The organism is Fodinibius halophilus, from assembly GCF_011059105.1.
Taxonomy (GTDB): domain Bacteria; phylum Bacteroidota; class Rhodothermia; order Balneolales; family Balneolaceae; genus Fodinibius; species Fodinibius halophilus.
In genome coordinates, this window is the sequence record NZ_JAALLS010000001.1 from 217,522 (window position 1) to 243,269 (window position 25,748).

At 41.4% G+C, this 25,748-nt stretch carries 19 protein-coding genes; 11 read left to right on the plus strand and 8 right to left on the minus strand.

All coding sequences use genetic code 11. The features are described from left to right. The first annotated feature begins 120 nt into the window (after window positions 1-120). The 6 genes from G3569_RS00815 (at window position 121) to G3569_RS00840 (ending at window position 8,861) form a co-directional block, all read left to right on the plus strand. Complete coding sequence (locus G3569_RS00815; RefSeq protein ID WP_165265095.1) at window positions 121-1,716, plus strand: hypothetical protein; 1,596 nt, start codon at window positions 121-123, stop codon at window positions 1,714-1,716. Window positions 1,717-1,845: 129 nt separating this feature from the next. Then, complete coding sequence (locus G3569_RS00820) at window positions 1,846-3,063, plus strand: CDP-glycerol glycerophosphotransferase family protein (RefSeq protein ID WP_165265097.1); 1,218 nt, start codon at window positions 1,846-1,848, stop codon at window positions 3,061-3,063. A 166-nt stretch (window positions 3,064-3,229) separates the two neighbouring features. Beyond that, complete coding sequence (locus G3569_RS00825; protein ID WP_165265099.1) at window positions 3,230-4,549, plus strand: inositol-3-phosphate synthase; 1,320 nt, start codon at window positions 3,230-3,232, stop codon at window positions 4,547-4,549. Between the two features lies 1 nt (window position 4,550). Next, window positions 4,551-5,303: a phosphocholine cytidylyltransferase family protein gene (locus G3569_RS00830; RefSeq protein ID WP_165265101.1), complete on the plus strand. Its 753-nt coding sequence runs from the start codon at window positions 4,551-4,553 to the stop codon at window positions 5,301-5,303. A 189-nt stretch (window positions 5,304-5,492) separates the two neighbouring features. Next, entirely contained in the window at window positions 5,493-6,248 is a 756-nt protein-coding gene (locus G3569_RS00835; RefSeq protein WP_165265103.1) for a DUF3047 domain-containing protein, read from the plus strand. A 90-nt stretch (window positions 6,249-6,338) separates the two neighbouring features. After that, entirely contained in the window at window positions 6,339-8,861 is a 2,523-nt protein-coding gene (locus tag G3569_RS00840; RefSeq protein WP_165265105.1) for an efflux RND transporter permease subunit, read from the plus strand. 264 nt (window positions 8,862-9,125) lie between these two features. On the opposite strand, the gene G3569_RS00845 is transcribed toward G3569_RS00840, so the two are convergent. Together G3569_RS00845 and trkA are read right to left on the minus strand one after the other, a co-directional pair. Next, on the minus strand, window positions 9,126-10,640 hold the full coding sequence (locus tag G3569_RS00845) for a TrkH family potassium uptake protein (RefSeq protein ID WP_165265107.1): 1,515 nt from the start codon (window positions 10,638-10,640) through the stop codon (window positions 9,126-9,128). Beyond that, a complete protein-coding gene (gene trkA / locus G3569_RS00850; protein ID WP_350356547.1) occupies window positions 10,640-11,998 on the minus strand; it encodes a Trk system potassium transporter TrkA in 1,359 nt (452 codons plus the stop codon). The genes G3569_RS00845 and trkA overlap by 1 nt, the downstream gene beginning before the upstream one ends. Window positions 11,999-12,301: 303 nt before the next feature. Here trkA and mgtE point away from each other — a divergent pair, with 303 nt between their 5' ends. Genes mgtE through G3569_RS00865 form a run of 3 tightly spaced genes read left to right on the plus strand, consistent with a single transcriptional unit; the run spans window position 12,302 to window position 15,033 of the window. After that, on the plus strand, window positions 12,302-13,684 hold the full coding sequence (gene mgtE / locus G3569_RS00855) for a magnesium transporter (RefSeq protein ID WP_165265111.1): 1,383 nt from the start codon (window positions 12,302-12,304) through the stop codon (window positions 13,682-13,684). A 30-nt stretch (window positions 13,685-13,714) separates the two neighbouring features. Continuing rightward, complete coding sequence (locus tag G3569_RS00860) at window positions 13,715-14,563, plus strand: thymidylate synthase (protein WP_165265113.1); 849 nt, start codon at window positions 13,715-13,717, stop codon at window positions 14,561-14,563. Continuing rightward, on the plus strand, window positions 14,560-15,033 hold the full coding sequence (locus tag G3569_RS00865; protein ID WP_165265115.1) for a dihydrofolate reductase: 474 nt from the start codon (window positions 14,560-14,562) through the stop codon (window positions 15,031-15,033). Before G3569_RS00860 ends, G3569_RS00865 begins: the two co-directional genes overlap by 4 nt. A 179-nt stretch (window positions 15,034-15,212) precedes the next feature. Here G3569_RS00865 and G3569_RS00870 read toward each other — a convergent pair whose 3' ends face one another. The 3 genes from G3569_RS00870 to G3569_RS00880 all read right to left on the minus strand — a co-directional run bounded on the left by G3569_RS00870 (window position 15,213) and on the right by G3569_RS00880 (window position 17,614). After that, on the minus strand, window positions 15,213-16,475 hold the full coding sequence (locus G3569_RS00870; RefSeq protein WP_165265117.1) for an HD domain-containing protein: 1,263 nt from the start codon (window positions 16,473-16,475) through the stop codon (window positions 15,213-15,215). Between the two features lie 51 nt (window positions 16,476-16,526). Then, on the minus strand, window positions 16,527-16,892 hold the full coding sequence (locus G3569_RS00875; protein ID WP_165265119.1) for an endonuclease domain-containing protein: 366 nt from the start codon (window positions 16,890-16,892) through the stop codon (window positions 16,527-16,529). A gap of 275 nt (window positions 16,893-17,167) precedes the next feature. After that, complete coding sequence (locus G3569_RS00880) at window positions 17,168-17,614, minus strand: acyl-CoA thioesterase (RefSeq protein WP_165265121.1); 447 nt, start codon at window positions 17,612-17,614, stop codon at window positions 17,168-17,170. A gap of 217 nt (window positions 17,615-17,831) precedes the next feature. On the opposite strand from G3569_RS00880, the gene G3569_RS00885 reads away from it, so the two are divergent. Together G3569_RS00885 and G3569_RS00890 are read left to right on the plus strand one after the other, a co-directional pair. Then, on the plus strand, window positions 17,832-18,911 hold the full coding sequence (locus tag G3569_RS00885) for a M42 family metallopeptidase (RefSeq protein ID WP_165265123.1): 1,080 nt from the start codon (window positions 17,832-17,834) through the stop codon (window positions 18,909-18,911). A 91-nt stretch (window positions 18,912-19,002) separates the two neighbouring features. Further along, entirely contained in the window at window positions 19,003-20,952 is a 1,950-nt protein-coding gene (locus tag G3569_RS00890) for a M1 family metallopeptidase (protein WP_165265125.1), read from the plus strand. Window positions 20,953-21,406: 454 nt separating this feature from the next. On the opposite strand, the gene G3569_RS00895 is transcribed toward G3569_RS00890, so the two are convergent. From G3569_RS00895 to G3569_RS00905, 3 genes are read right to left on the minus strand one after another with little or no spacing between them, the layout of a single operon-like run. Next, on the minus strand, window positions 21,407-24,184 hold the full coding sequence (locus tag G3569_RS00895) for a carboxypeptidase-like regulatory domain-containing protein (protein WP_165265127.1): 2,778 nt from the start codon (window positions 24,182-24,184) through the stop codon (window positions 21,407-21,409). A 13-nt stretch (window positions 24,185-24,197) separates the two neighbouring features. Continuing rightward, window positions 24,198-25,124 carry a FecR family protein gene (locus G3569_RS00900; RefSeq protein ID WP_165265129.1) on the minus strand — a complete coding sequence of 309 codons (927 nt, stop codon included), beginning with the start codon at window positions 25,122-25,124 and terminating at the stop codon, window positions 24,198-24,200. After that, window positions 25,111-25,701: an RNA polymerase sigma factor gene (locus tag G3569_RS00905; RefSeq protein WP_165265131.1), complete on the minus strand. Its 591-nt coding sequence runs from the start codon at window positions 25,699-25,701 to the stop codon at window positions 25,111-25,113. Before G3569_RS00905 ends, G3569_RS00900 begins: the two co-directional genes overlap by 14 nt. Window positions 25,702-25,748: the final 47 nt, after the last annotated feature.

Below are 25,748 nucleotides of genomic sequence, written 5' to 3' on the forward strand. Positions count from 1 at the left end.
GAATGTGTAATTCTTTGGAGCAAAGGTAAGAGTACTGGCGCTTATATTAAAGACTTGTTCCTAAATAGGAATATGCTTATTTACGGTCTGATCAAAAACTATTTTAAAAAGCTGTTTACAATGAATATCAACAGAGTTCTTGTTTTTATTTTTGCAATATGGATTGCCTCCTTATCAAATTGTTTTGCCCAAAGTAAGGTATTGATAAAATCTCAGCATTGGGCATACGAGTATATTGAGCGTTTACAAAACAGGGGACATTTGCGGACCTTAAATCCTACCGCTATTCCTTATAACAGAGGGGAGGTGTGGGAAGCCGTTCAGGATATGGATCGTGAAGCGTTGTCTCCGTTATCGCAACAATGGCTAAAAAAGGTTGAAAACCATGTAAAACCTGCAAAAGAAAAAGCAAGTGACAATTTTATATACGGTGGAGAGCTTACCGGTCGCGCGACAAGAATTAATTCCGGGCGTACGAATGTGCTTCGACCCACTGGAGGGGGAGAGTCTGTCTATCCGCATTCGAAGGTTACATTCTATGGTGAGTGGAAGAATACTATTGTACAAACAGGGCTTATGCTGGACCGATACTATGTTGTTGACCCTGATGGTCATAGAACGGCGGCACGTCCCTGGTTACGCGTCGAAGATTCCTATATCGGTTATGATAAAGGACATTTTTCAGCTTACTTGGGACGCTTTCGTCATCACTGGGGGCTTAACAGTAATAGTGCAGGGCTGTTGTCTAAGAACCCAGTACCGTTTGACAATTTTTATTTGCGTTTTGGGAAAGGAAAGATTCAGTTTCGTACAATATTGGGAGAGTTAGATAGCGTTACAGGGGGGCAGTTTGACCGTAGAATTAATTCAAATACGATAAAACGCTATTTCTTTGGGCATCGCTTAGATTGGATACCGAGTAAACATTTTGCGGTTTCGTTACTGGAGGGAGAAATTGTTTCAGGAGAGCATCTGAATATTCCTTTCAGGCATTTAAATCCCCTGAACTTTTTATTCATAGATTCTGGTACCAAGCCAAAGCAGTATGAGTCATCGAATATTATGCTTGCTTTGGCTGTTGATGCCTATTGGAAAAAAATACATTTAAATACGCAGTTCTTTTTAGATGACTTTGTAGTTAGAGACAGAGATGAACTGGGTAAGAGCGGGGAGCTTAAACCTATGGCATATACCTTTCTCAACTCCATAAACTTTGCTACTACAGAACCATACTTTGATATAGGAGCCCGCTATGATATGGTGAGTTCAATGTCTTACCGTGGTTCTTCCTCTATCGCAGAAGATAGATGGATGTATGCGGGACGCGGACTGGCAACAAATTTTAGTGATTATACGAAGCTTCAGCTGTATACGCATTGGTATGCTGATAATGTTTTACCAGGCCTGAAACTGGGCCCTTCTTACACACTGTTAAGTCAGGGAGAGCTAGGTTTCAGACAGCCGTTTGACTATACTATTCTTGATGACAGTATTCTTCATGGCACTATTGAAAATACACATCGAATTGCATTACAGCTTGAATATCAGCCTGTACAACTAGTTCGTATGATTCCTCAATGGGAATGGTTTGATGTAAGTTTTCGATTCCAGGCAGATATTGGGTATAACCATGTAGTAAATAGTAATCATATTACCAATAAAACGGAGAGCGAGATTATCGGGTTATTTAAATTAGATGGCCGCTGGAGCTTCTAAGAAGTGGGAGGCCCCAGATCATATTTTAAGTTGCTGGTGGTTTTTCGTAGTTTCCCAGTTTTAATGTTCTAGTAACATTAAGTGTTAGGATCAATATTTGGGGCGTAAGTCGATAAAAAAAGACAAAGGATGAAAGTACTTATATATGCCACTACATTTGGGGCAGACCTGTGGGCGTTTACACATTATCTGGATCAAAAACCGGAAGTCGAAGTTCGGGTATTGCTAGATGACCCGGAACTATTTAAAAGTGAGGGTGTGGCTGAGCTTTTTGAACTTGATGCTGAACTTATTGAACGTAAGTGGTATCATTCCTTATTTGGATTGAGGGGTTTTGATCCTGATGTAACAATAATGGATAATCGAGTACCCTTGTTTGCACCGTCTCCCAAAGGAATGATCTTGTGGCACGGCTTTGGATGGAAGGGCCCCAATGATGAGCGTGAATTCCGGTGGTTGCACTTTTCGCTTAAAAATTGCTGGGGAAGTGCAAAGGTACCCAATTCTGATTTTATCTGGCAATGTTTTGGTCCCTGGGATTTTGACCATCGGACCAAGGTAAGTGGTTTCGCCCCCGAAAATTGCCGTATATTGGGAGCAGCAAGTCATGATTATTTACGCCAATCCTTTGATACCGAAAAAGCGCAACCGTATTATCCTTTCGATGTGGTAAACAAACCTACAGTATTGATTGCACCTACCTGGCATTACGGTGATGTGTTTTCTCACTGGGGAGAAGACAAAGTGATATTCCCAAAGCTTATAGAACAGATTTCTGAGTTGGGGGCTAACATTATTTTGCGTTTGCATGACTCTTTCAGGTTTGATGAAGAGTACCGGACCTTTTTAGAAGAGTTAGCCGATGACCATGATAATGTATTCTTAAAATACAAGAATAAAAATCCGGATAATTTATTAGATCTGCAGGTTTCAGATCTGTTGATTACCAATTACAGCAGTATTGCCAACCTCTTTTATGCTACCGGGAAACCTACCATTCATGTATACCCTGTTAAAGATGCCGATGAAGAGTTCTTATGGCGGAGTCAAACGGTGGCCGGGGTATATAAAAGAAAGGTTAATTCAGCCCGATTTATTTGGAAGTTGCCGCCGGAGGAAAATGGTGGATTAATGGCATACAATTTAGAAGAACTACAAGAGAAAATTGAGTATACCATTAAAAACCCAAAATGCTGCGAAGAGTCAACCCAAGAGTTTTTGGATGAGTATATGTTGGGAGCTGATGGCAAGAACTGTGAACGAATTTGGAAGACTTTGCAAAAGTTTGTTTATGGCAAGCAGTTTGAGTCGGATAAAGAGCCAGTATTGGTTGAAAGCAATAGATAATATTTTTGATCAACCCGCCTATTTTAATTAACTTCACATGCTTTTAATAAACTCGTAATAACGCCTTAAACATCCATTTTTGTCGAACGGTTACACTTCGAAAGTGATCAGATAATATAAGGATTTGGAAACTGTTTTGGGCTCCAGAAATAATTAACTCAGATATATGCCTTCAGAAAATACGCAGACCTCCAGGGATGGGAAACTACTAGTTTTAACTCCTGGTTTAGGGGCTGTAGCTACTACTTTCATTGCCGGTGTTGAATCTATGCGCCAAGGACTAACAAAGCCTATTGGTTCATTAACCCAAATGCAGACCATTCGCTTGGGAATGCGATCAGAGGGGCGAAATCCTTTAATTAAAGACTTCGTAGACCTTGCTCCTTTATCAGATATTGAATTTGGAGGCTGGGATGTATTTGAAGACAATGCTTATGAAGCTGCAAAGCGAGCTGAAGTTCTAAATAACGAAGACCTGGAGCCAGTAGCAGATCGGTTAAAAACAGTGGAACCGATGCCTGCAGTCTTTAATCAAGACTATGTAAAACGACTGGATGGTCCCAACGTAAAGGAAGAGACCAATAAAATGGAATTGGCTGAAGCCCTGCGCGATGATATTAGGCGCCGCATGAAAGAGACCGGGGCCAGTCGGGCGGTAATGATTTGGTGTGGATCTACTGAAGTTTATCAGCATCCCACGGATTGTCATCAGTCGATAGAAGCTTTCGAAGAAGGATTGCGTAATAACGATGAATCGATTGCCCCTTCCCAGATATATGCCTATGCAGCTATCAAAGAAGGAGTACCATATGCTAATGGAGCTCCTAACTTATCTGCCGACTTTCCGGCATTAGAGGAACTGGCTGTTGAAAATGGTGTGCCTATTGCCGGTAAGGATTTTAAAACAGGACAAACATTAATGAAAACGATGTTGGCTCCTGGATTTAAAACACGAATGCTGGGAGTAGAGGGATGGTTCTCGACAAACATTCTTGGAAACAGGGATGGCGAAATTCTAGATGATCCGGAAAGCTTTAAAACGAAAGAAGTGAGTAAGAAAGGGGTGCTTGATACCATCCTGCAACCAGATTTATACCCCGATCTGTATGACGATTTATACCACAAGGTTCGTATCAATTACTATCCACCACGAGGTGATGAAAAAGAAGGTTGGGATAATATTGATATTAAAGGCTGGATGGGATATCCCATGCAGATAAAGGTTGATTTTCTTTGCCGGGATTCAATCTTGGCTGCTCCCATTGTTTTGGATCTGGCGCTTTTCTTGGATCTGGCTAAACGATCAGACCGAAAAGGTATTCAGGAATGGTTGTCATTTTATTTTAAAAGTCCACAGATTGTAGAGGGCCATATTCAGGAGCATGATATTTTTATTCAGCATTTCCGCCTAAAAAATACACTGCGGGTCCTCGGTGGAGAAGAGCCACTTACGCATCTCTCTGAAAATTTTGACGGTAATTACTAAAATGTCTACCAGACAATCGAACAATCGAACCGGCATCGTACTGGCCGCGGGGTTTGGATCCCGGTTAAATGGATCGGTTAAAGAGACCAATCTAAAACCGTTGACTCCTGTGGCCGGAGTTCCTCTTATCTTTCGTGTGATTGAAAGTCTCAACATAGCGGGCTGCAATCGCGTAGTCATTGTTTTGGGGCATGGATACGAAGAGATAAAGCAGCGTATCCAACAGCAGTATGATGGGCCTATAGAGCTTATATATGCTTATAACGATAAATACGATTTACAAAATGGGGTGTCGGTACTTTCGGCAGCTGATTATGTAGAGGATGAATTTGTCCTAACAATGGCAGACCATATCCTGGAAGAGTCACTAATGCAAAAAGCACGAAAGCATGTTCCACCCACAGATGGTGCAACGCTATTGGTTGATTATAAGATAGATACCATCTTTGATATGGATGATGCGACCAAAGTCTTGGCAGAAGAAGAGAAATTGAAATCAATTGGGAAGCAGATTCAGGACTATAATTGCATTGATACGGGGGTCTTTCTCGGGACTCAGGGCTTGCTTAACGCATTAAAAGACCGGTATCAAGAGACGGGCGATGTTTCTTTGAGCGATGGGGTTCAGGAGTTGGCTCGCCGTGGTAAAATGGAAGTATTGGATATAGGCAACAGCTTTTGGCAAGATGTGGATACCCCGGAAATGATGGCTTATGCTGAAGAACAGTTGGCTAAAGATTCAATTTCTGTCTGACTGTTTTGTACAGTTTAAAATAACTTAAATACTGCTTCCATTTCCTTTGATTATTCATCAGAGAAATGCTGGATTGATCTCGACTGATATAATGTAATAATGATGCGTACTATCTTTATAAAAATTACGTTTATAAGATGTTGAATTAAATCAGATATCATTTCATAAATTATTTGGCTACTCCTTGGTATGAAACAGTTTATTTCGTTTATTCTCTTTTTATTCATCATAAGCTCTTCTATTGTTGCTCAGAATTTTGATCGAGAAGCATTATTCCAACCCCAAAAAATGGGAAATGGAAATATTTTGATTGAAGATTTTGAAGATGACTCTGTGGGGACTCTCCCCAAACGGTGGTATAACCGAGATGCTGATTTTCGTGTTGTTGCCTCATCAAAGCAGGAGCAGAGCTTATACAAATATGAAATACGTCAAGAAGAGGGAAATAAGTATCTACACTACAATGGCATGAAGGTACGGCATCTCACTTATCCGCTAAAGAACAAGGATGGAATAAATATTTATGACACGTCTATATTAAGCTGGAAATGGCGGGTTCATAAATTGCCTAAAGGGGCCAATGAAGATATCAATGGCAAAAATGATACGGCTGCCAGTTTATACGTGGTATTTGAAATGGGGCGTATTGCTCTGTTTAAAAAAGTGCCAAAGTCAATTAGATATACATGGAGCTCTACCTTAGAACCGGGCACGAATACGTCAAAATTATTTGGCAATCAGCAGATTTTAGTACTTGAATCAGGCGATAATGAGATGGGCAAATGGAAAACGTTTGAGCGAAATATCGTAGAAGATTATCGACGCTTGTTTGGGGATGATCCTCCAGCAAAGCCCTTAGCTATTTTACTAATGAGTGATGGTGACAGTATGAAAGATAATGCTATAGCAGATTACGATGACATTATTCTAAAAACCAAAGAATAGTTCTTGGCAGGCTTTGGAAGAGGACTAAATAATTTCATCGAAAATGGTTAAGTTCTGCGCTGATCTACTGAACTTTTACATGGCGTTCAAATGAAAAAGATTTTACAATTATTTCGTCCTCTTGTTGGATTAAACTATTCTAAACCCTACTGGGTTTTAGGAGGCACTATTTTGCTAGCCGTTATATTGGGAAATTTTGCGGTTCAGCTTAAAATTGATACTGATCTTGCAAATCTTCTTCCCGAGAAAAACCCCCACGTAAAAGCACTTGATGAACTTCAGGCAACAGTGGGTGGTGAGACTACTATGGAAGTAGTTATTAAATCTCCAAGTTTTGAGGATAACAAAACCTTTGCCCGTGACCTTATTCAAAAGAGTTTAAAACTCTATGATGATAAGAAAGATGCTTATTTCTTAGAACGTGCAGAATTTCGGAAGAATACTGAATTTCTGCAAGACAATGCCCTCTATTTTGCGACCTCCGATGAACTTTCTGATATAAAAGAATATCTGCGAAAAGAGATTAAGAGTGCCAAAGAGGAGGCAAATCCGTTTTTAGTCAGTTTTGATGAGGAGGAAGAGGACTCTGCTGATAATGATGAAATGGCAGATTTTGAAGAAAGTTATGATGCACTTATTCCTTCCGAATATCCGATAAGCCCGGATAGTACCGTAATGAAGGTTACCTTCTATCCTACCGGTTCCAAGAGTGACTTAAGCTATTTGCGAAGAATGTTCAGTTCCTACGATTCGTTGCTAGCTGAGATGGATCCTGCCTCTTATAACAAGGAGATGGAAGTGCAGTATGGCGGACGGTTGAAGCGGCATATGGCTGAAATAAACTCCATTATGGGAGATGTATTCAGCAGTTTTGCAACCGGTATTTCAAGTGTCATTATTTTGGTAATGGTTTATTTCTCATTTAAGAAATATCTCAATTACCGGAGGGGGAACAGCAAGGGGAAAGATCATGGAGTTTGGGAGCATCTGCTTAGATTACCGGTACCGGCGCTGGTGATTGGTATACCGTTGTTGATCAGTCTCTGTTGGACTTTTGGCGTAACCTATTTTATTCTTGGTTCCCTCAATACTATGACATCGGTGCTTTTTGTTATCCTTTTTGGGATGGGGATCGATTACGGTATCCACTTTTATGCCCGTTATATCGAGTTTCGAGTCGAAGATACTCCCATTCTTGAGGCGCTTCACAAAACCTATGACAATACGGGTTCTGCCATTGTGGTAAGTGGATTAACAACCGCTTTTTCGCTTTTTGTACTAATACTAGCCCAGTTTAGAGGGTTTTCTGAGTTTGGTTTTATTGCCGGTTCTGGTATCATTCTGGCCCTTGCCTGTATGCTATTTGTGATGCCTGCATTACTGGTGATTTTTGAACGGTATAATTGGATTGTATTCAATGAACGTATAGTGGATGAAAGTACCGCCGAGCAAAAGGAATCATTATTTACACGATTCCCGATGTCGCGTTCTATTGTTGTAATGGGACTATTGATTTCTGTAATAGTTGGCATGAATTTTCAACAGCTGGGCTTTCAGTACGATTTTGGAGAGCTGGAACCCGAATTCCCTGAATATGAAGAGTATAAAAAAGTTGCGGGACAAGTTTCTTCATCCGACAAAAGAAACCCTGCTTATATTCTTGCAGATAATCAAAAGCAGGTACTGCAAATCATGGAGAAACTGCGTCATAAGATGAAGAGTGATACCACAAGTCCAACAATTTTAGATGTGGAAGCACTGCCGGAACGTTTTCCACCTACAGATAAAAACGCTCGGGAAAAGCTCAAAGAGATTGCAACAGTTAGAGAGCTTCTTGATGATCCTTTTCTTAGGGACCAAGAGGATGCACAGTTGGATAAATTGCGTAGAGCAGCCCAAACAACGCAACAGCTTAAAATCAGTCAGATGCCCGATTACTTTAAGAGTCGTTTTTTAACTAAGCAGGGTGATATTGGTAATTTTGTGATTGCCTATCCGAGTGTAGGGTTGGCAGACGGAGAGCAGTCCATTGCTTTTAAAAATGATGTAGGTAAGGTCACCCTCGATAGTGGTGAAACCTTTTATGCAGCAAGTACATCGATCATCGCGGCTGAGATGCTTGAGCTAATGCGTAAGGAAAGCCCATGGATGGTAGGGGCAACATTCTTTATGGTTTTTATATTAATGTATTTTGCTTTCCGGTCTTTACGATGGACACTTATTGCCATGCTACCTCTTACGGTTGGACTGCTATGGCTGTTTGGAATTATGATGCTTACCGGGATGATGTTCAACTTTTATAATTTGGTAGTACTACCAGCCATATTGGGGATTGGTGAAGATAACGGGGTCCACTTGGCGCATCGCTATAGAGAAGAAGGAAAAAGCAGTATGTGGGATGTCCTTTCAAGCACAGGTCAACATGTCACTATTGGTTCTATCACTACCATGTTAGGTTTTGCCGGGCTATTGTTAACAAATCATCCGGGATTACAATCGATAGGAACAATAGCTGTTATTGGTATTGGCATGACACTGGTTACTGCCCTTACCTTTTTACCGGCACTGATTCAGTGGCTCGAAGACCGAAATTGGATACGGTTTAGTGAGTAGTAAGAAACAATCTGAGTATTGGAACGTAGATTTTAGGCATCGGAATCAGGCCTTACAGTTAGCGGTATTCGGTGATTCATTCATTATAAGAAGGATCAGAAGCCATTTACCGATAGAGGGGATGTTACTGTTTCTTGTTGTGCTTAATCCTTATCTCCTTGCAATGCGTTACAGGCAATATAGTGTCTTATAGCAAAGTACTGCAATTCAGCAGGAAGAATGCTAACTCCGGTTCTCAGTATCCAATATCCTGCATCCTTAGACCTACTGCTTCCAGAAAGTAGGAGTGAAGATTAGGAGCACAGTAAATATTTCAAGTCGCCCAATCATCATAAATAAAATAAGCACCCATTTACCGATGTAGGGTATCTGGGCATAATTATCCGTTGGTCCAAACTCTCCCCAACCGGGACCGATATTGCCCAGGCAGGCGATACTTGCCCCAATGGCTGATTGCATATCATATCCCATTACAGACATGATGAGAGCACCTACTCCAAATACCATTAGGTAGAGTACAAAAAAGCTGAGCACTGTTCGTTGGATATCCGAATCTACTGTTTTGTCTCCAATGCGAATAGGGAGAATTGCTTTAGGATGAACAATCTGTTTAATTTCGCGAAATGAGTTACGAATGATAATCATCCAGCGAATCATTTTAACACCACCACCGGTTGAGCCTGCACAACCTCCTGTAAAAAAGAGAAGGAACAGGAAGAACGCCCCCAGCGTATGCCAGACCTCATAATTATCTGTACCAAAACCTGTAGTAGTAACAATGGATACCACCTGGAATGAACCATACCTGATGGCACTGCCAATAGAATATTGGTTAAAAAGCCAGAGTGAGGTGCTAACTACGATGACACTTATGAAGGTAATGAGTGCGTAAAAGCGCATTTCTCGGTTATCAAAAAAGGATTTTACATCTCCTTTCAACAATCGAAAGTGCATGGCAAAGTTGATGCCCGCAATAAACATGAAAATGGTTATAATGGTATCTATATAGACAGAGTCAAAGGCCTCAATACTGGCATTTTTGGTAGAAAATCCTCCGGTAGCCATTGTTGCAAAAGCATGGTTTATAGCGTCAAACCAGTCCATGCTGGGGTGCACCCAGAGCAGTAAGAACTCGACCCCTGTGAAGGCCACATATACGCCCCACAGCAGTTTGGCAGTTTCCTGGACCCGCGGAGTGAGTTTGTCCGTAGTGGGGCCGGGTGATTCAGCCTGGAACAGCTGCATACCACCGACTCCTAAAAGTGGAAGGATGGCCAGGGTCAATACAATAATTCCCATACCGCCGAGCCAGTGTGCAAGCGAACGCCAGAACAGAATACTATAGGGCAGGCTTTCTATTTGTGGATTGACAAAACCATCGCTAGTCGTGCCGTTAAAAATAGTAGCTCCGGTTGTGGTGAGACCACTCATTGTTTCAAAGACGGCATCGGTATAACTAGGAAGAATTCCGGAAATAACAAAGGGAAGGGCACCTACAAGAGAAAGAAACAGCCAGGTAAGGCTTACAACCAGGAAACCTTCCCGAACCCGGAGTTCATGTTCAGGTTTAAAGGAGTAGTACAGCGCACCACCCACAACAAATGCAATGGATGCTGAGTATAGAAAGGTATGCCAAACATCCTCACCGTAAATAAAGGCGATGAGCATGGGTATAAGCAGTGCAAATCCCAGGAAAAAAATAAAGGAACCCAATATGCCAAAAACAGTGCCTAAATTGAATTGGGCTCGATTGGCACTGTGAAGAACTGATTTCCGCATTATTTAAATAATGAAGTTACTTTTTCAATGGCATTTGGAAGACAAAAAATAATAACACGATCTTCAGCTTGTATTTGGGATTGGCCGGTAGCAATATCTGTGGATCCATCGCTGAGTATTCCTCCAACAACACAACCTTCCGGGAATTTTATCTTACGGATAGGTTTTTTAGTGATTTTTGAGCCTGGAGCAGCTTGTAGTTCAATAACCTCGGCCTTGGTCCCTTGTAACGCTGTTACCGAAATAACACGTCCGCCCCGTACATGACGGTGAATTTCATTAGAAGCTGCAGACTTTTTATTGATAGCTGCATCGAGTCCGATCGTTTGACTTAGCGGGATATAATCCGATTTGGATACCAGAGCCACAGTTTTTTGTACTTCCAGGTGTTTGGCCATCAGACAGGAGATAATATTTGACTCCTCATCATCGGTTACCGAAATAAAGGCATCCGTATCTGTGATACCCTCTGTGGCAAGCAGGTCGGGATCCGTCGGGTTCCCATTTAATACCAACACATCTTTTAGCTCATGGGCCAAATCAACAGCCTTGTCATGATCGGGTTCAATAAGTTTGATATTCCAGTTTTTCTCTTCACGGCATAGAATGCGGGCAATCATAGATCCAATGGGAGTGCCCCCGGCGATCATAATGCGATTGATTTCTACATTGGGTTTGCCTGATGTTTTTACGACATCCGGAATCTCTTCAGTTTTGGCCAGTACAAATATTTGATCTAAGGCCCGTATTTGCACAGAACCACTGGGTATGATCGTAAGTCCTCTACGAGAAATAGCTACCACGCGAAAGGTAATTTCCGGGTATTCCTCGGCATATTTAATAAGAGATTTTCCGACAAGGGGAGAGTCCTTGCCAATGCGAAGACCAATCATCTGCATCTTTCCGTCTGCCAGATTGATAAGGTCGCTGGCGGATGCCCGCTTAACAAGTCGTACAATTTCTTGGGCAGCACTTTGTTCGGGATGGATAAGAACATCAATACCCAGGTCTGTAGACTTTAGAGGGGCGTTGGGACGTGATAATTCGTCGCTGCGAATGCGGGCGATAACCATCTTAGCCCCAAGGCGCTTGCTCATCATGGAAGCAATCATATTCACTTCATCGATGCTGGTAACAGCAATCATGATGTCGGCATCTTTAACCCCGGTGTCTACAAGATCTTTTGCAGAAGTAGCATTTCCTTCATGACATAAGACATCCAGGTTTTCTGAAACTTTATCTAAGCAATCTTTATCGCGGTCGAGCACAATGACGTCATGTTTCTCCTGTGAAAGTACACTGGCCAAGTCATAACCAATTTCGCCCGCCCCAATTATAACTATTTTCAAATCTGAAATCTTATTTTGTTGAAAAGTATGCTAAAAGTCCCAAAGTGAGACGAAAATCGCAACACTCGTGGCATAATATGATCAGAATTACTGATAATAGAAGTAATCGTAAAGTATACTCTTTTTTAGGCTAACACCAATGGGATTATAATGCGTATTTCTGTTTTTAAGCAGACTGTTAATTTGCTATTATCATTACATTCAACATTGGTCTTTTTTTGTGATATTCTGCCAGCTCTTTGTACATTCCGAACGATAAATGACAGAGTTTAAACTATTTGCTAATACATTAATCGGTAAGGCATCATTCCAATGATTGTGCACCTGCTAAAACCTGAATTTGAGGAGCTGATAGAAGAAAAGGACTGGGTGGCCCTCAAAGACATACTCAACGATGTTCCGGCAGTTGATGTGGCCGAATTGTTAGAGGAGTTTGATGCGGAGATATCGATCGTCATCTTTCGTTTGCTTAAGAAACAGAAAGCTGCTGATGTATTTACATACCTGAGTTCGGGTAAAGGGCTGGAGCTGATGAATATGTTTACGGCTCAGCAGCTCAGCGAAGTGATGTCGAACTTGGAGCCTGATGAGCGAGTAGCGCTGATGGAAGAACTGCCGGGTCACCTAACCCAGCGGGTGATGAACTCGATGAAGGCCGACGATCGTAAACTGGTGCAGCAGCTGTTGGGATATCCCGATGAAAGTGTGGGCCGCTTGATGACCCCCCGATATGTAAAGGTGAAAAAGCACTGGACCATCCAAAAAGCGATGGAACATATCCGAAATTTTGGCCACAGTGTAGAAACAGTAAACGTTATCTATGTAGTGGATGCAAATGAACACCTTATTGATGATCTTCGCTTGAATCAACTTATTTTGGCCGATACCGAAGCCCGTATCGAAACGCTGATGGATGAAAGCTTTGAGGCCTTAAGTGCATTTGATGATCAGGAAGATGCCGTAAAAATGTTGAGTAAGTACGATCGCGTAGCCATGCCGGTTGTAGATTCTGATGGCATTTTGGTTGGGATCGTAACCGTCGATGATGTCATCGATGTTGCCGAAGAGGAAACGACCGAGGATATGCAGCTAATGGCCGGAATGGATGCTCTGGATAATTACTATTCGCAGACTACGATTTTTGAAATGGTCAAAAAGCGTATTGGCTGGCTGGCTTTTTTATTTATCGGTCAGCTTTTTACGACAACGGCAATGGGGGCATATGAAAGTGTTATCGCCAATGCTGTAATATTATCGCTGTTTGTACCGATGATTATATCTACCGGGGGTAATTCAGGATCACAGGCGGCCACTTTGATTATCCGCGCTATTTCTACCGATGATATTGATATGAATGAATGGCTTAAAGTATTGGGTCGCGAACTGTTATCCGGATTGATGCTCGGGGGAATTATGGCCATAATCGGTTTCTTTGTGATACTGAGTTGGGGATATTTTGCGAGTGATGCTGCAACGCAAGAATTAGTACTTACAGCACTGGTTGTGGGGCTTAGCCTTATTGGAGTTGTACTATGGGGAAATCTAAGCGGCTCTATGTTACCTTTTGTATTGTCAAAAATGGGATTGGATCCCGCCGTAACATCAGCCCCTTTTGTATCTACACTTAGTGATGTTACTGGAATAATTATTTATTTTTCGATTGCGATTGCCTTACTTGAAGGCGTGGTACTTTAAAAAAAAGATAAAACGTTAGAGCGCATACTCATGAAACAGTATCTGGATTTAGTAAGTAACGTATTAGAACATGGAACGAGGAAAGAAAATCGGACGGGTGTTGATACGATTTCGAAGTTCTCGGAATTCTACAAAGTAGATCTTTCCGAAGGATTTCCATTGTTGACCACCAAGAAGGTGTATTTTCGATCGGTTATTCTTGAGATGTTGTGGTACTTAAGGGGAGAAGATCATATCCGATGGTTACGAGATGAAAACGATTGTCATATTTGGGATGACTGGGCCAATGACGATGGGCATGTAGGCCCGATCTACCCAGTGCTGTGGCGACGGTTTCCTTATTACGAAGAAGAGGAGATCCGATTCGAAGGAGATGCTTCTCACATCTGCAAAACCATGTGTGTAAAGAAAGAGTTTGACCAGGTGGAGCGAGCTATCAAGATGCTCAAAGAAAATCCAAACAGCCGACGTATTGTGGTGAGTGCTTGGCATCCGGGCTTACTAAAACAGATGGCACTGCCGCCTTGCCATATTATGTATGTCTTTAATGTTACTGATGGGAAGTTAAACTGCCATCTGACACAGCGATCGGGTGATATTGCTTTGGGAGTACCATTTAACCTGGCTTGTTATTCTGCACTTACAATGGCCATTGCCAACGAGGTTGGGTTGGAATATGGTGAATTTGCCCATACTATTGTTGATGCTCATATCTATGAAAACCATGTGGATGGGTTAAAGGAACAGCTGAAACGAGAGCCGCGTCCACTGCCTACTTTGGAAATTGCCGACAAGCCGGTAGATGAGCTCGAATTTGAAGACTTCACCCTAAAGGGATATGACCCGCATCCGGTAATAAAATTTGAGGTAGCAGTATGACACTGGCGGCAATAGTTGCACATGATCCAAACTTAGTGATCGGAAAAGATGGCGATCTTCCGTGGCATTATTCCGAGGATCTCCAATATTTTAAACGCATCACCATGGGGCATCCTATGATTATGGGGCGGGTAGTGTTTGAAGAGCTCGATGAGAAACCGCTGCCCGGTCGCGAAAATATTGTATTGAGTCGGTCAAAAGATTATGAGCATGTGCCTACCTTTTCTTCGATTGATGAGGCAATGGAATATGTTAAGAATCAAGAAATTGTTTTTGTAATCGGTGGTGGAAAGGTCTATCGGCAGTTTATGGATGGTATTGATAAGCTGTTTGTTACCGAAATAAAGGAATCCTTTGAAGGGGATACTTATTTCCCGGAGTATCGGGATGAGATCGGCACTACATGGAAAGAGGTGAAGCGCGAGGATAAGCAAGAGCTCGCTTTTGTGGTGTATGAGCGTATGGAATAGCTGTAGTGAAAATTTTAGAGATATAATTAGACCTGAACTATCGTGAGTTCAGGCGACTCTGCAGAATAGATGAATATATTTTTTTCTTCCAAGGCAGAATATAAGGTGGAGAATTATATTCTGGGTTCTGATTTCTGGATTCCCCAGCCTTTTATAATTAAAAATTAACTGCCGTTCTGCTATCCTTCCACATCGATACTCTTTAGATGCACCACATATGGCTTGACGACCGGCTGGGTAAGGGCGATGATATTCTGCGTATCAGCTGCTTTTGAAAATTCTACTGCCTTATCTTTCTCTTCCAGTATCCATATACCTTCGTTTTCGTAGCGGTAGGCCTCGCTGTAGCTTTCATCAAAGCAAAAGTAATACGATGACGATTCATCATCATAGGGTAGGCCTTTTTCTTTGAGCGTCTTCTGCGTTTTTGCTTTTACCTGTTTGACCAGCTTTTTGGTTGGTTTTTTGTTTAAAAAGGTAGTTCGGAATAAAGAACGCGCCTGAAAGCGTTTGCACAAATTTGCCAGAATTAGATCATCAGAGTGTTGCCAGTACTTAATGCTCTGAAAAACATCGTTATCATCCAGCTGCAGGTATTGTTCCAGAACTTTTGTTGACACTCCTTTTTTTGCACTGGGCTGGTTTTCCAAGAAAAACTGCAGGGCAGGGGAGGCGTGGTACAGTTTTTCACCTTCAGCAATAAGCTCACGGACCCGCCTGAAAATATTCCGTATCAGGATATCGGCACTTAGTACTGTCTTGTGCAGGTAAACCTGCATATACATTAACCTACGCGCTAAAATATAGTTTTCAATAGCATAAATTCCCTTTTTTTCGATGACAATATTTCCCTTATGTACCCGCATCGTTTTAAGGATTCGCTCAATTCCCACAGAGCCTTCATAAACCGAGGTAAACGCACTATCTCTTTTTAAATAGTCGAGGCGATCGATATCAAGTTGTGAAGAAATAAGTTGGTTCAGGAAAGGCTTTTTTGCATACTGGTCGGTAAAAATCTTGATGGTCAGATCCAGGGCCCCGTTCATCTCTTTGTTGAGATACTTCATCACTGCAAGCGTCATCTTTTCGTGATGAAAATCCGTAATAAGATTAAATTCGAGCGTGTGAGACAGGGGGCCGTGCCCTACATCATGAAGCAATACAGCAATGAGGGTTGCTTCATATTCAGCCGGACTAATAGTGGTATCTTTTTCGCGCAGGTTGTTTAAGGTGCGTTGTGCCAGCTCCATGGCTCCCAGTGCGTGAGAAAACCGGGAATGCTCAGCAGCAGGAAATACCAAGTAACCAAGCCCCATCTGTTTAATTCTGCGAAGACGTTGTACATATGGATGATCAATAAGGTCAAGAATAATCCCTTTGGGTACGGTTATAAAACCGTGGATGGGATCGTTGAATATTTTGTACTGTGTGCTTTTATCCATGTGTTTACCCACCCCAACCCCTCCCTACAAATAGGGAGGGGCATCCGGTGCTTAGTTTAAATGGTGAAGAATTTTAGTTCTTACTGCTTTTAAGTTACTTAGTTCGTTGTTATTCAAGCGCAGGACGGTTAATCCTTTTTTCTGTAAAATTAAATCTCGTTGTTCGTCATAATTCCTCTGGAAATCATGAATCTTGCCATCCAGCTCGATGACCAACTTCTTTTCTGCGCAATAGAAGTCGGCGATAAAAAAGTAAATGTTATCCTGTTTTTGTTTGTAAGTAATCGGATGTTGTCGCAGGAATTTACAGCCATTCAGTCTGCGTTTACGTAACACCTCCCACAGTTTGCGTTCAGAATCCGTTGGGTTTTTACGCAGTTTTCGTGCTAACTCTTTAATGGACTTAAAAGTGTTCATGGGTCCGTGCTTCAGTCCCCCTCCCTAAAGCATTAGGGAGGGCCGGGGAGGGTTTGGAAATCGGATCATTGAAGATCTTGTACTGTGTGCTTTTATCCATCTGTTTACCCACCCCAACCCCTTCCTACAAATAGGGAGGGGCATCCGGGGCTTAGTTTAAGTGGTGAAGAATTTTAGTTCTTACTGCTTTTAAGTTACTTAGTTCGTTGTTATGCAAGCGTAGGACGGTTAATCCTTTTTCCGCGCTATTGCCTCAAAGGTAACCAGCAGCTTCCTCATTCAAAAAGGCTTTCTGGAAGTATATACTTTTCCCGGTTTGGTATTTCAGGCAGACGAGTGGGACGCTGATTGTTGAGATCAAACCAGACACCATGGGCAGTTGCAGTAGAAGCAAGCCTTTTTTTATCAGCAATATAAATGGCCTGGAAACTGGTGATGCTGGAATTACCTAACGTTTTTATTCCGGATCCAATGACAATATCAGCAGGATATTCCACCGGATTAATGAAATTGATTTCGATGTTGGCTAACACAAAGCTATACCCATTTTTTAGCTGGTCGGCCAGTCTGTTCACATCCTGTATGAAACTGATGCGGGCTTCTTCGTAATAGGTACTAAAAATAGCATTATTGACATGATTTAGAGGATCTAAATCTCTAAAACGAATAGTAATAGTCGTCCAGTGGGGAAAAGTATCTTTATTAAATTCAGGTCGCTTCATAGCAAATGGTTACTTAGAAAAATCATTAATAAAATAAAAAAGCTGTTACATATGAACAGATTTTGATGGCGAGTTGGCCATTATTTAAAAACTTTTAAGATGTGATCTTATATGGGTAATTCAAAAATTGAGAAGCGGGAAATTACATTTAAATGAACAATGTTGAATACTTATATTCCCAAACGTTAATAACGGAACCTAACAAAATACGACCCCTATGTTTGATCCTGCTGAAAAAGATTTTTTAGAAGAACTACTAATTACTCCAAGCCCCACCGGCTTTGAATCTGCCGGACAGAAAGTGTGGAAAGGTTATGTAGAGCAATTTGCTGATGAAGTTCAAGCTGATGCCTATGGATCCGCAATGGCAAAATTGAATACCAGTTTTGATGTTATTACCGTGATGATTGAAGCACACTGCGATGAGATCGGAATGATTGTGCAGCATATTACTGACAAAGGCTTTATCTATATAAATAAGTTAGGAGGCAGCGACTCTACCATTGCACGCGCCAAAAAGGTTAACATTCATACCAAAGACGGTATTGTTTCCGGCGTAACCGGAAATACCGCGATTCACCTGCAGGACAAAAAGAACGGCGGGGGCAAAGAGCCCGCCTGGAAAGATATTTATGTTGATATAGGTGCTTCAAGTAAAGAAGAAGCCTTGAAAATGGTACAGGTGGGAGACCCGATTACTTATGCTGATGAGCATGATTACCTTTCCGAAAATATTTTAACAGGAAGAGCTTTGGACAATCGTATTGGCGGTTTTATCATTGCTCAAGTGCTAAAAAAACTAAACGAGCAACGCAAAGATCTCGCTGTAAATGTAGTTGCACTTAACTCGGTACAGGAAGAAGTGGGCGGTTATGGCGCACGGATGATGAGTTACCGGCTAGATCCGGATATGGCATTAGTAACCGATGTCACCCATGCGACTGATACTCCGGGTATTAATAATAAAGAACACGGTTTGGTAAAGTTGGGAGAGGGGCCGGCGATACAGCACGGAGGTGCTAACCATCCCAAAATTGTAGAGTTTGTTGAAAAAGTTGCTGAAGAAAAAGAGATCGATATTCAGCATGAAGCTACGAGTGTGCGTACAGGCACCGATACTGACAGTATCTTTTATCAAAAGACCGGTATACCGAGTGCTCTTATTTCACTGCCTCTGCGATATATGCATTCGCCTGTTGAGACAGCCTCTGTCAACGATGTCGAATCTCTGATTACGCTAATGACGGATGCTATTCTATCATTAGAACCCGATCAGACTTTCCATGTTTTAAAATGATGTAATACTGGTGTTATAGTGGTTCTTAAATTACTATAATCCAACCCAATCCAATTTTCTTCAATTATTAATTAGACAACAAATAAGTATTATGAACTACAGATATGTGCTAACATTGCTGTTGGCTGTTTTTATAACTCCCACTCTTTATGGTCAGCAAAGCAATACTGTACAAGAGGCTTTTTTGCCCTTTGAGACTGGCGGCAGTACGGAATACCGAACAGCAGGGGGAGCCCCCGGTGATCAGTATTGGCAAAATTCATCAGATTACGAAATTGATGCCCAGTTGAATCCCGAAGAACATCAGGTTAAAACCAGCATCAAAATTCAATACACGAATAATAGTCCTGATAATTTAGAATTCGTTTGGCTCAAGCTGGACCAAAATTTATTTGACGATGATTCTTGGGGAGCCAAATTAACTCCTTATCGGGGGTCACGCTTTGGTAATAAGACCTTTGATGGGGGGATCAACTTGCAGAATGTATCAGTTTCGCAAGGTGAATCAACCTATGAACCGGAAACCCATGCTGTTGATACCAATCTCAAATTAAATTTAAAAGAAGCTATTGCAGCAAATGGCGGTCAGCTTACGATTGCGATCGATTATACATTTACCATTCCTGAGTATGGTTCTGATCGATTAGGTAGATTGAATACTGAGAATGGTATCATTTACCAGGTTGCCCAATGGTATCCGCGAGTAGCTGTTTATGATGATGTAAAAGGTTGGAATACCTTGCCCTATTTGGGAGCCGGCGAGTTCTATACGGATTACGGTACTTTTGACTACTCCATTACCGCCCCATCGGAGTATGTGGTTGTGGCTTCGGGTAAACTTGATAACCCCGCAGATGTACTTACTAAAGAACAACAAAAACGCTGGAAGAAAGCCGAAAATAGTGATGAGCGGGTATATATTATTAATAAGGATGAAGTGGGGAGCAAAGAATCGCGTCCGAATGGCAGAGATAAGCTTACCTGGAACTTTACCATGGAAAATGCCCGCGATATAGCTTGGGCTGCTTCTAAGTCGTTTATATGGGATGCCGCACGCATCAACCTGCCCGACGGTGATCAATCGTTGGCGATGTCGGTTTATCCCAAAGAAAGTGCCGGGGATACCGCCTGGGGCCGGTCTACAGAATATGTAAAAGGCAGTATAGAGTTTTACTCTAACTATCTTAAGAAGTATCCATATCCTACAGCTGTTAATGTAGCCGGTACGGTAGGCGGTATGGAATATCCGGGTATCGTTTTTTGTAGCTGGAAAGCTACCGAGGGTGGTCTGTGGGGTGTTACGGACCATGAGTTTGGACATATTTGGTTCCCGATGATTGTAGGATCAAACGAACGGGAATACGCCTGGATGGATGAAGGTTTCAATACGTTTATCAACAATTTGAGTACCAAGAATTTTAACGATGGAGAGTACTATAGTAAACGCGATATGCGGGGACTGAATAATTGGCTCACCGGCAAAAATTCTGAGCCGATTTTAACAGCACCTGATCAGGTGCAACCGGGAAATTTAGGTATTGTAGCCTACTATAAGCCGGCCATGGGGCTTCAGATATTGCGACAATCTATTATTGGTCCTGAATTGTTTGATGAAGCTTTTACAGCGTATGTAGATCGCTGGGCATACAAGCACCCTACGCCCGATGATTTCTTCAATACAATAGAAGATGTTAGTGGTCGTGAATTAGACTGGTTCTGGCGGGGATGGTTTGAGAAAACATGGACGATGGACCAAGCAGTAGATTCCGTAAATTACATTGAAGATAAACCTTCGAATGGAGCCTTAATCAGTATCAGCAATAATAATAAGCTGGTTATGCCGGTAAAAATGGAGATTACCCAAGCCAATGGTACTACCGAAACCGTTCGGTTACCTGTACAGGTGTGGCACCGGGGCAATGAATGGACCATGAAATATGAGTCTACGTCTGAGATTACAAAGGTTGTTATTGATCCTCAAAAGGAGTTTCCGGATGTAAAACCTGCGAATAATATATGGACGACTTCTTCGGAGAAATAAAGAATCTCTTGAGAATATTAGGTTAATATTCGCTGTTAAAAGGCCTGTTCTTGCTGAACAGGCCTTTTTATTACAGTCATTTTTTTAAAAACAGAATTATTGGGGAACTGTGAATGCAAAATACTATTGGCAGGATTCACACGAAGAAAAACCCGTCCGGTTAAAGACGGGTTTTGCACTCAAGGATTAGCTAGGTTCTCTTGATATGGTAGGTGTTTAGGGCTATATAATGAAATACGCGTTGATTAAAGCTGTACCCAATTCAGTATTATCCATGGCTTATAACTGATATAGCAATTCCATGGTGTATGTTATTGTGTAACAGTATGAGCTTTGGGATCCCCATTGTGCCTATTATGTTGTCCGATGCTAAAAAGGCAGTTGTCTGCCCGTGTACATACTATAATCCCTGCCTTAGAGGTTGTTACACGAAAAAAGAAATGAGTAACTAGTGTTAGAACGAAAAAATAATATTTGCAGAAGGCCTGAAGCCGGGAAGTGTTCTCTTCTTAAGTTTGTAATAACCGGTTTTATTTTCACCCTGTGTAGGAGCTAACCACCAGTTTATCACATTTTTACTGTCTAACAGATTAAAAAGGTGTAAGCTCATCTTTAAATCTGCGTTGTTGAGTGCAATCTTATACGTGGCCCCAATATTGAGTTGATGAAGGGGAGATAGCTTATCATTTGAGGGAGTATCAAAGGAATATTCTTGTACATATTGACTGCTTGTTGATGCTAAATAGTCGTAATATGCTTTTGTAAATCCCCAGCTTCGTCCCCATATATTTTGCAGCTGTAGTATTAGCATCAACTTAGAAGTGGCTTGCCACTCTGCAGCAATAGCCGTTTGATGTGGTTTATTAGACGGGGTGGATACATACTTGCTATTAAAGCGGCCAGGAATTTTTTGTTTAGCTAAGCTGAACTGATATTTTCCTTTAATATGTAGAGGTAAAGAGGGAAGCACTTTTTCTATCACAACCCCCGTACCAAAGGAATATCTTTGGGATGTAGAAGTATATTGCCCCTGCAACGAATAGTTTTTTGATATCCCGTTAATACTACTTTGTAATTTATTATAAGTCAAAGAAAGAGTCTGGGGCACCCATTTATAATAGGTTTCACTTCTAATATCCCAGTTTTCTCCGGGTTGCCATATTAAGTTCGTAGATAGGTGATACGATTTTGGTACTTCGGTTGAATAATCTATTGGGACCCAAAAACGAATAGAGGGGACTAGCGCAGATGGTCCAATATTACTGATATCAAACTGGTTGATAAATTGTCGATATATTCCCCCGGATAAACGAAACGAAAGGTACCCCACAGAGGTGTTCGGTTCATCGTGTTGAAAGGCAATGCGTGGTTCTATAAAAATGAGATCACGGCTGGGAATAAAGGTTAACCGACTGCCTGCCGAAATCGCGGTTTTATGAGATAATTGCACTTTGTTTTGTAAATAGCCGGATAGTAAAAAGCTTGTGGACTTTGAAGTTGCCGAATTAAGGTAAAATTCAGATAGCTGAAAACGATAGTTAAGGCGTTTTGCTTTTATTCCCGTTTTTAACTGGTAGTTTTTGGTAATACTGTAATCAAAATTTGTCTGGATAGCAGATTCCGTTATCCCGTTTTTATCACCGGTGTCCATATTTTGGATGGCCCCATGGCGCAACTGGTCTGAGATGGATCGCCCCCCGGAATAATTGATGGCGGTATTTGATTCGTTGCCTATCGCATAATGGTGATTTAGTGTATGTTTAGTAATATAACCGCTGATGCTAAAATCTAACCGGGGAGATAAAAGCAGGTCGTGTTGTATCTTACCCATCATGTTTGTCCAATCATACCGATCTAATGTAGACATATAACTGGGGGCCTCCGAAATCGCAATAACATTTTGCGAAAATAAATCGGTTTCCAGATAATTTTTTCCACGATAGGCTGTAATACGGGTTTTTTGAAAGTCACTGTGATTTATTTCAGCAGCAAGATGAAGATCTGAATAGTGAATATCAGATTTGTGTTCTTTTTGATAGTAGTTCATATCCGTATCACTGATATTCAACAACTGATTAGTTAATAAAGGGTCTATTTGATCCCATTCCCGGAATGTCTGTTTAAGACTTCTTTTTTTATACCAGTGCCAAATATTTGTTCTGCCGGCAAGCATTACGTTGATCTGGGGACCACCTTGAATATGGAATTGATGATCAAAACGGGCATTCAGATTAAGCTGATCGACCTGCAATAAGAGTGATTTATTTTCGGAAGTGGCAAGGTCATGATTTAAATTAACCACCCCTGAAAGTTGACTGCCAACAGGAGAAGCATACCCGGCCTTGTAAACTTCAATTTTTCCGAGCGCATAGGGGTTAAAAGCACCAATTAAGCGCCCCATGCTTACGGGGTCATAAATAGGGGCACCATCAAGACGCAGCTGGCTGCCTCCCATATGTCCACCCTGAATATTATAATCTGCCATACCCAGGTTAAAATTGATTCCCATCACGGAATTAAGACTTCTAACAGCATCAACTGTGCCTAGTAGTTGATGGGTTGGTTGTTCCGATGAATTTGTTAGGTATTGGGTAGATGGCAACCTTTTTCGTGTATCACTAACTACTATTGGCTTCACCCAAACCGGTTTTGTATGAAGCGAAAAAGTATGTTGGATAGGTTCTGCTTCGGGTACCCAAACAGTATCTCGTACAGCTTGATAACCCACATATGTAACTGTCACTTCATGCTGGCCAGGCTTTAATTTGGCGATATTAAAATGGCCTGAACTATTTGTTGAAGTTCCGGTAGAAGCATCAGCTAACATAATATTGGCTCCGGCAAGAGGTTGCCCGGTAACTTCGTCTACAACTTTACCTGCGAGCATTCCGTAGGTGGTTTCTTGTCGGCTGTCTTTGACAAGTACATAGGTACCCGAAGAAAGCTGAATAAAATCCAAGCCACTGTCTTTTAAAATAAGCCGCAATATCTCTTCCGAAGAAGTAAAATCTCCTGCAACATAAACGGTATGTTCATTTATTAACTGAGGGTCGTAAATAAGATCGATATTGGTTTTTTCAACTAACCGGCGGATTGCTTGTTCCAGGCTAAGACCTCTGGAGAGATAGGTATACTTCTGCGGCTGTTGACTCTCTTGGGCTGTTGCAATAGCAGGAAGAAATAATGCTATCAGCAAACAGCAAGATAAAAAATAGCGGTTGGTCGACCTCATTATAAATGAATTGTCAGTTTCTGTATATCAAAAAACTGTCATTTTTTTTCTTATAGATCAAACCTTTCGCTCGACATATATCTTTAATTGCCATTTCAGCTGTCTCGATGTCAGAGAGATAGATCGTGATTTTGTCATTTGAAATATTTGGATGATAGTTAATCTTCACATCAAAACGCCGTTGAATTTCTTTGAATATTGATGACAAATGTTGATTCTCAAATGCAAAACTGTCTTGTTGCCATGCCAGCGCTTTTGTTGGATCAACCGGGCGTGGAGCAACAGGAGAGGGATGATTATTGGAAATCCAGCTTTGTTTTCCGGGGTGCAATGTTACCGAATTATTGGTTCCCGTTGCTTGTAGCAGAACTTTGCCTTCTGATAAAAAAACCGAAGTCATATTATCCTTTTCGTTGGGCCAGTACCGGACATTAAATTTTGTGCCCAGCACTTCGACCGAGGCATTCCCTGTTACAACTCGAAAGGGATGTTCACTTGATTTTATTTCAAAAAACGCTTCTCCTTTAAGGCGTACATTTCTACTCCACCAGTTAAAGAGGTGCGAGTAACTAAGTACAGAGCCGCTATTAAGATGAATGGTGCTGTTATCTGACATCTGTATCGTTTTTGTTTCGCCTGCAGGTACCTGAACCTTAACCGGCATCAACAGATATGCAATTCCTGTAGCGACCATTAAAAAAACGGCAGCAGCGGCATATGTGATAAAAGAGAACTGTGAGGCAGTACTTTCTTCAGATGCTATTTCTACCTTCACGTTCTTGTATGCCTTAGCGAGTTCAGTATCAGTGCATTGCACATGATGTGCAATATCTGCATTTTCCATGTCTGCCCAGAGTTGTGAGATATCTTCTCTCGTTTCTTCTTCGAACTCCTCCAGCGGACATCTAAATGTGGATGAAATCTCTCTATTCTTCTTCATAACGACTACCCTTTTTATTTTTTTTGTATAAATCCCATTTTTTGCGCAACGTTTTAAGGGCCGTAACAATATGATTATTTACGGTGCGTGGCGAAATATCCATAATTTCAGATATTTCTTCATGATCAAACCCCTCAAAACGGCTTAGTTGTATAGCTTCGCGCTGCCTACCAGGAAGTTGTTCAATAAATTTGATCATCTTTTTATTATAGTCTTCGGGTTCTGCAATTTTTGACAAAGTCTTACTTTCAACCTTTAACCGATTGTGATTTATATTTTCAATCGGGGTATGGTTATTGGTATCTCGAATATGATTTAATGCTCTGCTGCGTACTATTTGGTACAAATAAGATTTTAATGATTGTTGAGGATCGATATTGGTTCGAATTTCCCACAGTTTTACCATCGATTTTTGGACGACATCATGAGCGGCAGATTTCTTTTTGGTATATCGCCAGGCAAATTTTAGTAATTGTGGGTATACCTCATGGAAAAGCTCAGAAAAAGCTTCTTCATCAGAGGCACGAATCTGTTGGGCCCAGTCTTGAAATTTCTGATCAGTATTTTTAGATCCCATTGATAACTCTTTTCCAGGTTCTGTTTATTATACACGTGCAAAGGGGA